At 74.9% G+C, this 14,238-nt stretch carries 10 protein-coding genes; 8 read left to right on the forward strand and 2 right to left on the reverse strand.

The genetic code is table 11. The features are described from left to right. The 3 genes from HPT28_RS25630 to HPT28_RS25640 all read left to right on the forward strand — a co-directional run. Positions 1 to 1,489 (forward strand): D-alanyl-D-alanine carboxypeptidase family protein (locus tag HPT28_RS25630; RefSeq protein WP_374227017.1); only part of this gene is annotated, 1,489 nt, incomplete at its 5' end. 43 nt (positions 1,490 to 1,532) lie between these two features. Continuing rightward, positions 1,533 to 4,202: a bifunctional FO biosynthesis protein CofGH gene (locus HPT28_RS25635; protein WP_219094218.1), complete on the forward strand. Its 2,670-nt coding sequence runs from the start codon at positions 1,533 to 1,535 to the stop codon at positions 4,200 to 4,202. A gap of 110 nt (positions 4,203 to 4,312) precedes the next feature. Next, positions 4,313 to 5,413 (forward strand): ADP-ribosylglycohydrolase family protein, encoded by a 1,101-nt coding sequence (locus HPT28_RS25640; protein ID WP_219094232.1) that lies wholly within the window; start codon positions 4,313 to 4,315, stop codon positions 5,411 to 5,413. Between the two features lie 36 nt (positions 5,414 to 5,449). Here the strand turns inward: HPT28_RS25640 and HPT28_RS25645 are convergent, their stop codons facing one another. Then, on the reverse strand, positions 5,450 to 6,325 hold the full coding sequence (locus HPT28_RS25645; RefSeq protein ID WP_219094240.1) for a hypothetical protein: 876 nt from the start codon (positions 6,323 to 6,325) through the stop codon (positions 5,450 to 5,452). A gap of 208 nt (positions 6,326 to 6,533) precedes the next feature. On the opposite strand from HPT28_RS25645, the gene HPT28_RS25650 reads away from it, so the two are divergent. The 5 genes from HPT28_RS25650 (at position 6,534) to HPT28_RS25670 (ending at position 12,677) form a co-directional block, all read left to right on the forward strand. Next, complete coding sequence (locus HPT28_RS25650) at positions 6,534 to 7,127, forward strand: TetR/AcrR family transcriptional regulator (protein ID WP_219094220.1); 594 nt, start codon at positions 6,534 to 6,536, stop codon at positions 7,125 to 7,127. Positions 7,128 to 7,297: 170 nt separating this feature from the next. Next, positions 7,298 to 8,761 (forward strand): CehA/McbA family metallohydrolase, encoded by a 1,464-nt coding sequence (locus HPT28_RS25655; protein ID WP_219094222.1) that lies wholly within the window; start codon positions 7,298 to 7,300, stop codon positions 8,759 to 8,761. A 250-nt stretch (positions 8,762 to 9,011) separates the two neighbouring features. Further along, positions 9,012 to 11,912: a BTAD domain-containing putative transcriptional regulator gene (locus HPT28_RS25660; protein WP_219094224.1), complete on the forward strand. Its 2,901-nt coding sequence runs from the start codon at positions 9,012 to 9,014 to the stop codon at positions 11,910 to 11,912. 218 nt (positions 11,913 to 12,130) lie between these two features. Further along, positions 12,131 to 12,283 (forward strand): hypothetical protein, encoded by a 153-nt coding sequence (locus HPT28_RS25665; RefSeq protein WP_219094226.1) that lies wholly within the window; start codon positions 12,131 to 12,133, stop codon positions 12,281 to 12,283. Between the two features lie 187 nt (positions 12,284 to 12,470). Next, positions 12,471 to 12,677, forward strand: coding sequence for a hypothetical protein (locus HPT28_RS25670; protein WP_219094228.1), 207 nt, complete (start codon positions 12,471 to 12,473; stop codon positions 12,675 to 12,677). 116 nt (positions 12,678 to 12,793) lie between these two features. Here the strand turns inward: HPT28_RS25670 and HPT28_RS25675 are convergent. Continuing rightward, on the reverse strand, positions 12,794 to 14,238 hold a 1,445-nt coding region (locus HPT28_RS25675; protein WP_219094230.1), incomplete at its 5' end, for a PQQ-binding-like beta-propeller repeat protein.

Consider the following 14,238-nt stretch of genomic DNA (forward strand, 5'->3'; position numbering starts at 1 on the left):
GGCGACGACGGCGCTGCGGGCGGCGCGACCGGAGCCGTCGCCGAGCGCGCCCCCGCCCGCGCCGCCGAACGGCGGCGAGCGCGCCCCGGAGCGGACGAGCCGGTTCGTCCCCCTGCCCTCCGACGCCGCGCCCGGCCCCTCCTCGCCCACGCCCGCCACCGAGGACGTCCCCGAGCCGGAGCGGACGCGGCAGCAGCCGCTGCCGCCGACGGGCGAGCGGCCGCTAGAGCTGCTGGCGGCGTTGACCAACAAGCCCGCTCCCCCGCCGACGCCGCTGCGCGCCCTGGTGCGCAGGGTCAAGATCTGGACGCCGCTGGTGGCGCTGCTGGCGGTCGTGCTGGTCGCTGCGCAGCTGCTGCGTCCGCTGCCGGAGCCGACGCTGGAGCTCACGGCGGCCGGCTCGTACGCCTTCGACGGCGCGACGCCGGAGCTGGCGTGGCCGGAGGCGGGTCAGGCGGCGGTCGACGTCCAGGGCATCGGCTCGTTCGGTACCCACGGCGAGCAGAAGCCCGTGCCGATCGCGAGCGTCGCCAAGACGATGACGGCGTATCTGCTGCTCAAGGCGCACCCGATGGAGCCCGGCGAGGACGGCGCGTCGATCCCGGTGGACGCGAAGGCCGAGAAGGAGGCGGGCTACAGCGAGCAGGGTGAGTCGACGGTCCGGGTCGCGGACGGCGAAACGATCACTCAACGCGAGGCGCTCGACGCCATCATGATCGCCTCGGCGAACAACGTGGCCCGGCTGGTGGCCCGTTGGGACGCGGGTTCGGAGGCGGCGTTCGTCGAGCGGATGAACGCCGCGGCCGAGGAGCTCGGCATGACGAACACCACCTACACCGACCCGAGCGGGCTGCGGGACGACACCGTCAGCACGGCCGAGGACCAGGTGAAGCTGGGCAGGGCCGTGATGGAGTTCGAGGTCTTCCGGGACATCGTCGACAAGCCCGCGTACACGGACCGCAACGGCAAGGAGCACGACAACTGGAACCGGCTCGTGCCCCTGTACGGCACGGTCGGGATCAAGACGGGCACCACCACCGCCGCGGGCGGCAACCTGCTCTTCGCCGCGACGGCGGACGTCGGCGGCACGCGGCAGTTGATCATCGGTGCCGTTCTCGGGCAGCACCAGCCGCCGATCATCGACTCCGTCCTGGCGGCGGGCAAGGACCTGATCCAGTCCACGCAGAAGGTGCTGACGGCACGGACGATCGTCGAGAAGGGCGCCGTCGTCGGGGTGGTGGACGACGGGCTGGGCGGCCGGACGAACCTCGTGGCGACGGACGACGTGGTGGCCGTGGGCTGGCCGGGGCAGTCGGTGGAGCTGAAGCTGGCGGCGGGCGAGGATCCGGTGCCCGGCGAGGCGGACGCGGGCACGGAGGTGGGCCGGCTCACCGTCGGCGAGGGGCCGGGCCGGGTCAGCGTGCCCGTCGCCCTCGCGGAGCCGCTCGGCGAGCCGGGCGCGGCGGCGAAGATCACGCGCGTGCTGTAGGCGACCCCCTGGTGAGGCGGGGGTGGCGGCGTACGCTCGGATGATGACTTCCGACGTACCCGCCGCCTCCCGCCCGACCCCCACCGCGATGCGGCGGGCGCTCAGACGGGCCCGGGACGGGGTGGCGCTGGACGTCGCCGAGGCCGCCGTACTGCTCCGGGCGCGCGGTGACGACCTGGCACGGCTGACGGCCTCGGCCGCGCGGCTGCGGGACGCGGGGCTGGCCGAGGCCGGCCGGCCGGGCGTCATCACGTACTCGAAGAGCGTCTTCGTGCCGTTGACCCGGCTGTGCCGCGACCGCTGCCACTACTGCACGTTCGCCACGGTGCCGGGCCGGCTGCGGCGCGAGGGCCACGGGATGTTCATGTCGATGGACGAGGTCCTCGACGTCGCCCGGCGCGGTGCCGAACTGGGCTGCAAGGAGGCGCTGATCACCCTCGGCGACAAGCCCGAGGACCGGTGGCCGGAGGCGCGGGAGTGGCTGGACGCGCACGGCTACGACGACACCCTCGCCTACGTGCGGGCCGTCGCCGTGCGGGTGTTGGAGGAGACGGGGCTGCTGCCCCATCTGAACCCGGGCGTGTTGACGTGGTCGGACTTCCAGCGGCTCAAGCCGGTGGCGCCGTCGATGGGGATGATGCTGGAGACCACGGCACGGCGGCTGTGGAGCGAGCCGGGCGGGCCGCACCACGGCTCGCCGGACAAGGACCCGGCGGTCCGGCTGCGGGTGCTGGAGGACGCGGGGCGCTCCAGCGTTCCGTTCACCTCAGGGCTGTTGATCGGCATCGGGGAGACGCCCAAGGAGCGGGCGGAGTCGCTGTTCGCGCTGCGGCGCGTGCAGCGCGCGTACCACGGCCTCCAGGAACTGATCATCCAGAACTTCCGCGCGAAGCCGGACACGGCGATGCGCGGCATGCCGGACGCCGAACTCGACGATCTGGTGGCCACGGTGGCGGTGGCCCGGCACATCATGGGCCCCTCGGCGCCGCTGCAGGCGCCGCCGAACCTGGTGGACGAGGAGTACGCCCGGCTCATCGGCGCGGGGATCGACGACTGGGGCGGGGTGTCCCCACTGACCCCGGACCACGTGAACCCCGAGCGCCCGTGGCCGCAGCTCGACGTCCTGGCCGAGCGGTCGGCGGCGGCCGGGTTCCGCCTGCGGGAACGGCTGTGCGTGTACCCGGAGTTCGTGCGCCGGGGCGAGCCGTGGCTGGACCCGCGGCTGCGTCCGCACGTCGGGGCGCTGGCGGACCCGGAGACGGGGCTGGCGCGGGAGGACGCGGTCGTGGAGGGGCGCCCGTGGCAGGAGCCGGACGAGGTGTTCACGGCCACCGGCCGCACCGACCTGCACCGCACCGTCGACACGACGGGCCGCAGCTCCGACCGGCGCGAGGACTTCGACGCGGTGTACGGCGACTGGGAGGCGCTGCGCGAGGCCGCGGCTCCCGGCATGGCCCCGCGGGGTCCGGCCCCCGAGCGGCTGGACGCCGAGGTCCGCGCGGCGCTCGTCCGGGCCGCGGAGGACCCGGCCCGGCTCACCGACGAGCAGGCCCTCGCCCTGCTGCACGCCGACGGCCCGGCGCTGGACGCGCTGTGCGGCATCGCCGACGCCGTCCGCCGCGACACGGTCGGCGACGACGTCACGTATGTCGTCACGCGGAACATCAACTTCACCAACGTCTGCTACACGGGCTGCCGGTTCTGCGCGTTCGCGCAGCGCCGGACGGACGCCGACGCCTACACCCTCTCCCTCTCCCAGGTCGCCGACCGGGCGGAGCAGGCGTGGGACGTGGGCGCGGTGGAGGTGTGCATGCAGGGCGGCATCCATCCGGACCTGCCGGGCACCGCCTACTTCGACCTCGTCCGGGCCGTGCGGGAGCGGGTGCCGGGCATCCACGTGCACGCGTTCTCGCCCATGGAGGTCGTCAACGGGGCCTCGCGCACGGGGATGTCGCTGCGCGAGTGGCTCGTCGCCGCGAAGGAGGCCGGGCTGGGCTCGCTGCCCGGCACGGCGGCCGAGATCCTGGACGACGAGGTGCGCTGGGTCCTCACCAAGGGCAAGTTGCCCGCGGCCACCTGGACGGACGTGGTCACGACGGCGCACTCGCTGGGCCTGCGCACGTCCTCGACGATGATGTACGGGCACGTGGACCAGCCCCGGCACTGGCTGGGCCACCTGCGCACGCTGTCCCGCATCCAGCAGGAGACCGGCGGCTTCACGGAGTTCGTCACGCTGCCGTTCATCCACACCAACGCCCCGGTCTACCTGGCCGGTATCGCCCGCCCCGGTCCGACGCGGCGCGACAACCGCGCGGTGACGGCGATGGCCCGGCTGCTCCTGCACCCGCACATCCCCAACATCCAGACGAGCTGGGTGAAGCTGGGCGCCGAGGGGGCGGCCGAGATGCTGCGGTCGGGCGCGAACGACGTGGGCGGAACGCTGATGGAGGAGACGATCTCCCGCATGGCCGGGTCCTCCTACGGCTCGCACCGTTCCGTCGCGGAGCTGCGGGCGATCGCGGAGGCCGCTGGCCGTCCGGCCCGTCCCCGCACGACGACCTACGGCGAGGTGCCCGCCGAGCGCGTGGCCGCCGCCGAGGCCGCCGACGGCCGGCTCCCGGAACTGCTGCCCCTCCTGACCGCGGACGGCGTGCCCGGAAACGGCCTGCCCGGCGGCGGCCCGCCCGAGGGCGAGGCGGCTCCCGCCCGGTAGCCGAAGGGCATAACGCGGGTGTTCAACCGGCTGGATTACAGTGCCCGGTGCAGTCTGTAGGCGACCGCGGGGAAGGGCTGGTGACCGGCGTGGACGGGGGCGGTGGGGCCATGTGGGGGCGGGCCGAGCAGCAGGGTTTCCGCAGCCGGGTGCGGGGGTGTCTGCTCGGCGGGGCGATCGGTGACGCGCTGGGCGCGGGCGTCGAGTTCGACTCGCTGGCCGCGATCCGGGAGCGGCACGGGCCGCAGGGCGTGACGGACTACGTCCCGGCCTACGGGCGCCGGGGCGCGGTCACGGACGACACGCAGATGACGCTGTTCACGGTGGACGGGCTCATCAGGGCGCACGTCCGCCGGGACGCGGGAGCGTGGCATCCGCCGACGGACGTCCACGCCGCCTATCTGCGCTGGGCCGCCACCCAGCGGGACTGGGGGCCGGACGAGCGCAGGGAGGACGACGGCTGGCTGGCCCGCGAGGAGTGGCTGTACTCGCGGCGGGCGCCGGGCAACGCGTGCCTGACCGGGCTGGCGGACGACCGGATGGGCACGCTGGAGAACCCCAAGAACCCGGAGTCGAAGGGGTGCGGGACCGTGATGCGGTCGGCGCCCTTCGGCCTGCTGGTGGGCTGGGAGCCGCAGCTCGTGCTCCAGCTCGCGGTGGAGTGCGCGGCGCAGACGCACGGGCATCCCACCGGGTACCTCTCGGCCGGGGCGTTCGCCGTCATCGTGCACGCCGTGACGCGGGGCGAGTCGCTGGACGCCGCGGTGCAGCAGGCGCTGACGCTGCTCGCCGTGCATCCGGGGCACGAGGAGACGACGGAGGCGCTCAAGCGGGCGCTGGGGGCGGTGCGGCAGGGCATGCCGAGCGCCGAGCGGGTCGAGTCGCTCGGCGCGGGCTGGGTGGCCGAGGAGGCGCTGGCGATGGGCGTGTACTGCGCCCTGGTCGCCGAGGACATGCGCCACGGGCTGCTGCTCGCCGTCAACCACGGGGGCGACTCGGACTCGACGGGCTCGGTCTGCGGCAACCTGCTGGGTGCCCTGCACGGGGAGACGGCGCTGCCGCCGAACTGGGTGGTGGAGCTGGAGGGCCGGGCGACGATCCTCCAGCTCGCGGACGACTTCGCGATGGAGATGACGCAGGGCTCGGCCCTGCACACCCCCGCGACCCCGGCGGGCAGCCCCGGCTGGCTGCGCCGCTACCCCCGGGCCTGAGCCCGCGCGGTTCCCCGCGCCACCGCGGGCGCGGCCCTACTCCTGGTGCGGGTAGCTCATGCCGATGCCCAGGGTGCTGCGTTCGGGCAGGAGGCCCGTGCCCACGACGTCCAGCACCGCGGGCAGGACGAGTTCGGCGAGGTGCTCGCAGGACTCGACGCCGAGCCGTGCCCAGGGCCCGGCGGCGAGTTCGTCGGTGAGGCGCTCGACGGCCGCCCGGCCGGCCCGCCCGGCCTCGGTGGCGGTGCCGTCCGGCGCGAGCCAGCCCCGGGCCGTGAGGCGCTCGGCGGCGGCGGCCCACTCGGCCTCCGTCCAGCCGCGGCTGGCGAAGACCTCGGCGGGTGCCGCGCCGGCGGCCGAGTGGGAGACGAGCGTCTCGACGGGGTCCAGCCCGTGGGCGAGGAGGGCGGCCAGGTGCCCGTCGCCCCGGTGCTCGCGCAGGCGCGTCACGGCCTGCCACAGGACGAGGTGGGGCTCCTCGGGCCAGGGCAGGGCCGCGTTGGCGGCGGCCAGCGGACGTGCGGCGTGGTCGGCGGCGAGGGCCGCGCTCCGCGCGAGCTCGGCGGCCTCGGCGACGGCCGGGTCGGCGACGCGGTCGCCGAGGGCGGCGCGCAGGGCGGCGTCGGCCGCGCGCAGCCGGGCGTCGAGTACGGCCTTGGGGGCCGCGGTCGCCCAGATGCCGGGCAGGTGGCGGCGCACCATGGCGGGGCTGAAGCTGTGGAAGGTGGCGGTGACGAGTTCGGCGGAGGCGGCGCCCAGCGGCGCGGCGCGCCAGGCGAAGTAGCCCGGCCAGCGCTCGTCGACCGGGAGGCCGAGGGCCGCCGCCTCCTCGTTGGCCTCGGGGGCGAAGTAGATGATCGCGTGCAGCGGCTCCAGGGTCTGCCACAGGCGGCGGACGAGGCCGAGCGGCACGGTGGGCCTCGCCGCGGGCGGCGCGGCCGGGTCTTCGGCGGCTGAGGCGGGGTGGGACACGGGCACGGCGTGGCCTTTCGTCGTCCGTCCTGGACAGGCGTCGGCCGACGGTGACGAGCGTCGACCGGCAGCCTGCCATCTTGACGGCGTCCAGATTGCCGCGCCACGAGGAACTTGTCAACGTCTAGATACCGGGTACGGTGGCCGCATGACCGACCCACGCCCGTACCACCACGGCGACCTGCGCCGCACCCTGCTGCACGCCGCCGCCGAGGTCATCGCCGCGGACGGACCGGCCGCACTCAGCCTGCGCGCACTCGCCCGTCGCGCCGGCGTCTCCCACGCCGCTCCCGCGCACCACTTCGGCGACCGCACGGGGCTGCTCACCGCCCTGGCCGCCGAGGGCTACGGCCTCCTGGCCGACGCCCTCGCCGCGATCCGCCCCGAACCCCCGGACCGCCTGCGCGACCTCGGCGCCGGCTACGTGACCTTCGCCCTCACGCACCCCGCGCACTTCGACGTCATGTTCCGGCCCCACCTGCTCCATCCCGACGACCCCGAGCTGGCGCGACAGCGGGAACGCGCCTGGGCCGAACTGCTCGGCGGCATCACCGGCGAGGAGGAGGCCGCCGAGGCGCCCCGCCCCGTCGCGCTGGCGGCCTGGTCCCTGGCCCACGGATACGCCACCCTCTGCCTCGACGGCAGCACCCCCACCCCGGACGACCCGGCGGCCGCCTTCCGCGAGCTGGCCACCGTCACCGCGCTGGGCTCCCACCGCCCCCGGGGCGGCGCCCCGGGCTGAGCCGCGGCACGGAGCGGCCGGGAACGGTTCGCCGGCCCAAGGCCCTCGCGACGCGCGGGGTTTCCCCGGCCGTCGTCCGCGCGTACAACCGTGGCGCCGGTCGTGTCTCCGTCCCGATGTGGGGGTTCGTCGTGCTGGACAGGCGTACGGTGTTGGGTGTTTCGGCGGGCATGAGCGCCCTGACGCTCGCGCCGGTCGAGTTCGCGTCGGCCGCCGGACGGCCGACGGAAGAAGGCGGGAACGGCGTGGACGGCAAGGAGACGCGGACCGTGCGCGGCACGCTGTCGGCCGGCGTCGCCGACTACGTGTACCTGCCCGTCGACGTGCCGCGCGGAGTGCGCGAGATCGCCGTCTCCTACTCCTACGACCGCCCCGCCGTCCCCGACGGCACCCGCGGCAACGCCCTCGACATCGGCATCTTCGACGAACGCGGCACCGACCTTCCCGGCCGTGGGTTCCGCGGCTGGTCCGGCGGGTTCCGCAGCGAGTTCGCCATCTCCGCCGAGCGGGCCACGCCCGGCTATCTGGCGGGTCCGGTGCGGCCCGGCACCTGGCACGTCGTCCTCGGCCCGTACACCGTCGCCCCGCAGGGCCTCGACTACGAGGTGAGCGTGACCCTGCGGTACGGCGCCCCCGGCGAGGCCGTGCGGCCGTCCTACCCTCCGGAGCGCGCCAAGGGCCGGGGCCGGGCCTGGTACCGGGGCGACGGGCACCTGCACACCGTGCACTCCGACGGGCGGCGCACCCCGGCCGAGGTGGCTGCCGCGGCCCGCGCGGCCGGGCTGGACTTCATCGTCACCACCGAGCACAACACCACCTCCGGGCACGGCGCGTGGGCCGGGCTGTGGGGCGACGACCTGCTCATCCTGTGCGGCGAGGAGGTCACCACCCGCAACGGCCACTACCTGGCCGTCGGCACCGACCCGGGCACCTTCGTCGACTGGCGCTACCGGGCCCGCGACCACGCCCACGACGGCTTCGTGCGCCGCGTCCACCGCGCCGACGGTCTCGTCGTCCCGGCGCACCCGCACTGCCCGTTCGTCGGCTGCCAGTGGAGGTTCGGCTTCGAGGGCGCCGACGCCGTCGAGGTGTGGAACGGGCCGTGGACGCCCGACGACGAGGTCTCCGTCGCGGACTGGGACCTGGAGCTGGCGGCACGCGGCCACCGGAACTGGCTGCCCGCCGTCGGCAACAGCGACGCCCACCGCGAACCCCAGGTCGTCGGCCTGCCGCAGACCGTCGTCCACGCCGACGACCTCAGCCGACCCGCCGTCCTGGCGGCCCTGCGCGCCGGGCGCAGCTACCTCGCCGAGTCCGCCGCCGTCACCGTGCGGCTGAGCGCGACGGACGCGCGCGGACGGCGCGCCGGCATCGGCGACCGGCTCCGCGTCCGCGACCCGGAGGCGCCCGTCACCGTGCGGCTCGATGTCGAGGGAGCTCCCGGGGACGCGACCGCCCGGCTCATGACGGACCAGGGCGAGCTGCGCTCCGGCCCGGCCGCGGCCCTGGAGTGGACGACGACGGCCTCCCTGGCCACCTATGTCCGCGCCGAGGTCCGCCGGCCCGGCCCCGGCGGCGGCCTGCCCGGCCCCATGGTCGCGATGACCAACCCGGTCTGGCTGACCGCCGACTGACGGCGCCCGTACGGCCCGGCCACCCCGCCGCCACGTACGGATTCGGACACGTACCCGCGGGGGTGGGGCAGCGCGGACGGGCAACTTCTTGTAGCTTCGGTCAGTTGGGGTACCGCGTACTCAGCCCATGCCACAGCGTGAGGAGTTCGAACCAGCCACGGCGGCTGGGACCGAACTGCCCATTCCGTGCCGGAGAAGGCACACTGTGGTTCCACGCGGCACCGAAGGACGGGAAACTGAGGGGGCACGCATGGTCGCCGACCCGGGCACGGGGCTGCGCTTCGCAGTGCTGGGGCCCATCCGCGCCTGGCGCGACGGAGAGGCGCTCGCCACCGGCTCACCGCAACAGAAGGCGCTGCTCGCGGCGCTGTTGCTGCGCGGCGGACGCACGGCCACGGCCTCCGAGCTCGTGGACGCGATCTGGGGCGAGGAACCGCCGCAGCAGGCACTGGCCGCGCTGCGCACCTACGCCTCCAGGCTGCGCAAGGTCCTCGGCGCGCAGACGCTGGTCAGCGAGTCCGGTGGCTACGCCATCCGCACCGGCCCCGCCGCCCGTGTCGACGCTGACGAGGCCGCCCGGCTCGCCGCAGACGCGGAGAAGAGCGCCCACTCCGGGGACCGCCAGCGGGCCCGCGCCCTCTACGCCGAGGCGCTGGACCACTGGGACGGCGAGCCCCTCGCCCATGTCCCCGGGCCCTACGCGGCCACCGAGCGCACCCGGCTGGAGGAGTGGCGGCTCACCCTGCTCGAGCACCGCCTCGACCTCGACCTGGGCACGGGCTGCCACACCGAGGCCGTCTCCGAGCTGACGGCGCTCACCGCCGCCCACCCGCTGCGTGAACGGCTCCGCGAGCTACTCATGCTCGCCCTCTACCGCAGTGGGCGGCAGGCCGAGGCGCTCGCCGTCTACGCCGACACCCGGCGGCTGCTCTCCGACGAGCTGGGCGTCGAGCCCCGCCCCGAGCTCGCCGAGCTCCAGCAGCGCATCCTGCGCGCCGACGAGTCCCTCACCGCCCCCGCCACGGAGCCGGCCACCCCGACCTTCGTCCGCCCGCACCAACTACCCGCCACCGTGCCGGACTTCACCGGGCGCGCGGCCTTCGTCCAGGAGCTCGGCGCCCAACTGGGCAGCGCCGAGGGGCGTGTCATGGCCGTCTCCGCCGTGGCCGGCATCGGCGGCGTCGGCAAGACGACGCTCGCCATCCATCTCGCCCACGCCGCCCGCGAGCACTTCCCCGACGGCCAGCTCTACGTCGACCTCCAGGGCGCCAGCCCCACCCCCGCCGACCCCGAGGCCGTCCTCGGCGCGTTCCTCCGCGCCCTGGGCACGACGGACTCGGCGATACCCGAGGGCGTGGAGGAACGCGCGGCGCTGTTCCGCTCGACACTCGCCGGACGGCGCGTCCTCGCCCTTCTCGACAACGCGCGCGACGCCGCACAGATCCGGCCACTGCTGCCCGGCACCGAGGGCAGCGCGGCGCTGATCACCTCGCGCACCCGCATGATCGACCTGGCCGGGGCCCACCTGGTGGACCTGGACGTCATGAGCCCCGAGGAGGCCATGACGCTGTTCACCCGGATCGTCGGCGCCGAGCGCGTGGAGTCCGAGCGGGACGCGGCGCTGGACGTGGTCGCGGCCTGCGGCTTCCTGCCGCTGGCCATCCGCATCGCCGCGGCCCGGCTCGCCGCCCGCCGCACCTGGACCGTCAGCGTTCTCGCCCGCAAGCTCGGCGACGAACGCCGCCGCCTGGACGAGCTCCAGGCCGGGGACCTCGCCGTCAAGGCCACCTTCGAGCTCGGCTACGGCCAGCTCGACCCCGAACAGGCCCGCGCCTTCCGGCTGCTGGGCCTCGCCGACGGCCCCGACATCTCCCTGGCGGCCGCGGCGGCCCTGCTCGACCGCGACGCGGACACCGCGGAGGAGCTGCTGGAGTCGCTGGTCGACATCAGCCTGCTGGAGTCCGCCGCCCCCGGCCGCTACCGCTACCACGACCTCGTCCGGCTCTACGCGCGTGACTGCGCCGAGCGCGATGCCCCGGCGGGCGAGGGTGATCCCGCCCTCGCCCGGCTCCTGGACTTCTACCTCGCCACCGCGACCAGCGTGTACCGCATCGGCCGGCCCGACGAACGCCTCGTGGACTTCCTGGAGAAGACCCGGTGCGACGGTCTGGACTTCCCGGACCGGAGCACGGCCATCGACTGGCTCTTCGCCGAGGCACCCGGCATCCTGGCCTGTGCCCGTCAGACGGGCACGGGCGCCACGCTCCGCAGGGCGACGGACCTGTTGGTGGTGACCCGCGACCTGGCCGAGTCGGGTTCGCACGTCCGCCAGTACGAGCTGGCGGCGCTGTTGCTGAACGGCCAGGCGGAGAAGCAGCGGGACGCCTGGGCCGCCGGTCGCTGCCACATGGTGCTCGCGGCGCTCCACACCCATTCCGGTCAGTTCGACAACGCCACGGAACAGGCACGGGCCGCCACCGAGCTCGGCCAGGCCGCCGACGACCCGCTCACCGTCTCCTACGGCCTGAACCTCTCCGGCATCTCCGCCAACTACCAGGGCCACTCCGACCTCGCCCGGAGCTACCTCAGACCGGCGCTGACCGTCTTTCAGAGCTACGGCAACACCACCTCGGCCGCCAGCGCGATGTGCAACCTGGCCCGGGCCGAACTGAGCGCGGGGAACACGGACATCGCGGTGAAGCTCGCTCAGGACGCCGTGGCCATCTACCAGCGTTCGACGGGGTCGATGCGCCTGGCGAACGGCCATTACACGCTGGGGCTGGCACTCGCCGACGCCGGACGCCTCGGCGAGGCCAGGGAGGAGTTCGCCGGGGCACTGACCATCTTCCAGGAGTTCCGCCAGCGCCTCTGGGTCGGCATGACGCACTACCGGCTGGCGGAGGTGAGCTTCCGGCTCGGGGAGGCACCGGCCGCCGCCGGGCAGGCCGAGCAGGCCCTCGCCGTCCTGCGGGGGATCGGCGGCGCCTGGCGTCGGGCCAACGTTCTGACACTCCTGGGCCGTTCCCTGGGGTGCATCGGCCAGCACGGCCGTGCCGCCGCCTGCTGGCGCGAGGCACTCGCGACCTACGAGGCCGAAGGCAGCGACGAGGCCGAGGAGGTTCGCCGGCTGCTGGCCTCGGTGGCTGCCTGACCCCGGCGTTCGGGCGGACTGGGCCGCGCTGAAAGGACGTTCATCGTTCGTTTATCGCCCCCCGCCATGCTGAGTGTGTCGATCCGGTCCGCGGGGGGCGGAGCGGGTCACGGGGAAGGTCGCATCGAGACGGCGGGCGTCCCTCGCCATCGGTCCAGCGGCCGGCGGGGGAGCCGCTGGACAGCGACCTTGAGCACCACCAACGGGAGGAACTGGTCATGGTCACCAACGAGCAACAACAGGACCGGGGCGGCGCAAAGCTCCGGGATCACCATCAGACGGGGGAGCCGATCCAGGTCAGCGAAGACCAGGAGAGCGGCGAGATGGTCGCCCTGGGTGACCACCACCAGACGGGCGAACCCGCCCGCTAGTCCAACCGCCTCGGGGGAGGCTGAGGGCCCGCACCGGCGACTGAGAGGGGGAGTTGCCGGCGCGGGCCCTCGGGCATGTTGACGGTACCGGTCATATTCGATCGCTGTTTCAGCCAAAAGACCGTCAGCAAAACCAGCAAGGCCGTAACGTTTCTGTTGTTTTGTCCTCTCCGATGAAGGGCTGTTCATGACTTCCCTCAAGAAGCCGCTCGCCGCACTCGCCATAGCCGCCGGCGCGGTGGCGTTCTGCGCCTCACCCGCCCTGGCCGAGGACGTCCAGACGGCGCCGCCGGCCGAGGACGTCCAGACGATCGTGCTCGCCGAGCACCACCAGACGGCGCCTCCCGCCGAGGACGTCCAGACCGTCGCGCCCGCCGACAGCCACGTCGTGTGACGTCTGCCCGTCCGGCGGCCTGAAGGAGAACGGGGGTGCCGTCACCACGGTCAACGTGGTGACGGCACCCCCGTCCTCGTTCGCCCTGAGGCGCTCTGCCGTCAGGCGCTCTGCCGTCAGGCGCTCTGCTGGCGGGTGCCGCGCTCGGCGTCCAGCGCGTAGACGCAGCGGTCCTTGCTGCACGCGTACACCACACCGCCGGAGACCAGCGGGGAGCCGGTGATCTCGCCGCCCGTCTCCAGCTTCCAGCGGAGCTGCCCGCCCACGGCGTCGAGGGTGTAGAGCGACTGGTCGATGGAGCCGAAGTGCACGCGGCCCTCGGCGGCCACCGGAGCGCCCACGAGGTCGCCGTGCGCCTCGAAGCGCCAGCGGCCCGTGCCGGGGACGGCGTCGATGGTGTACAGGGCGCTGCCGCTGGCCACGTGGACCAGACCGTCGGAGACGACGACGGGGTCGATCGAGTTGCGGGCCTGGGTGGGGATGCGCCAGCGGTCGTGCCCGGTGGCGGCGTCGATCGCGTAGACGACGCCCCGGTAGTCGGCGACGTAGAGCCCCCCGCCGGCCACCGCGGCGCCGGGGGCGAAGGCGGGCGGGCTGAGGAACGCGTCCGGGGAGTGGAAGCGCCAGCGCTCGGTGCCGGTGGCCGCGTCGAGGGCCAGGATGCGGGCCCCGGCGCAGACGTAGACGGCGCCGTCGGGCGCGGGCAGCAGCCGGAGGGGCACGCCGCCCGTGGCGGTCGAGTCGCCTACGGGGTACGTCCAGCGCTCGGCGCCGGAGCGGGCGTCCAGGGCGTACAGGAGCCCGTCGGCCCACAGGTAGACGGTGCCCTTGTGCAGGAGCGGCCCGGCGTCGGCGGTCTCGAAGTCCGCCTGGGCGCCGGTCAGTTCCCACAGCCGCTCGCCGTCGGCCGCGGACCAGGACTGGACGGCCCCGCCACGGGTCGCGGTGACGACGACGCCGTCCCCGGCGCTCAGCGCGTACACCCAGGCGTCGACGGCGATCTTCCAGCGCTCGCCGCCGTCCCGGGCGTCGAGGGCGAAGAGGCTCGGGCCGTCGGAGGCGTGGACGCGGCCGTCGGCCACGGCCATGGACCAGGCCACATCGCGGGTCTTGAAGCGGCGGCGCCCGGTGGTGGTGTCGAGGGCGTGCACCTCGAAGGAGGTGACGTAGAGCAGGTCCGCGGCGACGACGGGGGTGCCCCACACGTCGTTGGACATCCGGAACCGCCAGGGCCGCCAGCGCCGGGGCTCGCCGGTGCCGGCCCCGGGCGCCGGGGACGGTGCGGAGGCGGGCTGGGGCGAGACGTGCGACGGGTGTGCGACGGGTGCCGGGGGCGGCGCGGGCGGTGACGCGACGGCGGAGGCCGAGGTGGCCACCGGCGGGCTGACCCAGTGCGTGCCGGGCACCGGGGCCACGCCGTGGACGTCCCGGCGGCGGGGCCCGGGGCCGATGGGCGCGGGGGCCCCGGCGAGGCTTACGGGCGTGCCGTCCGCCGAGGGCGCGCCCGCGTGCACGGGGACCGGCGCGGGCTCGGGCGAGGGCGCGTGCGGGCCGGGCGCGG

Source organism: Streptomyces sp. JJ38 (genome assembly GCF_019303475.1).
GTDB lineage: Bacteria > Actinomycetota > Actinomycetes > Streptomycetales > Streptomycetaceae > Streptomyces.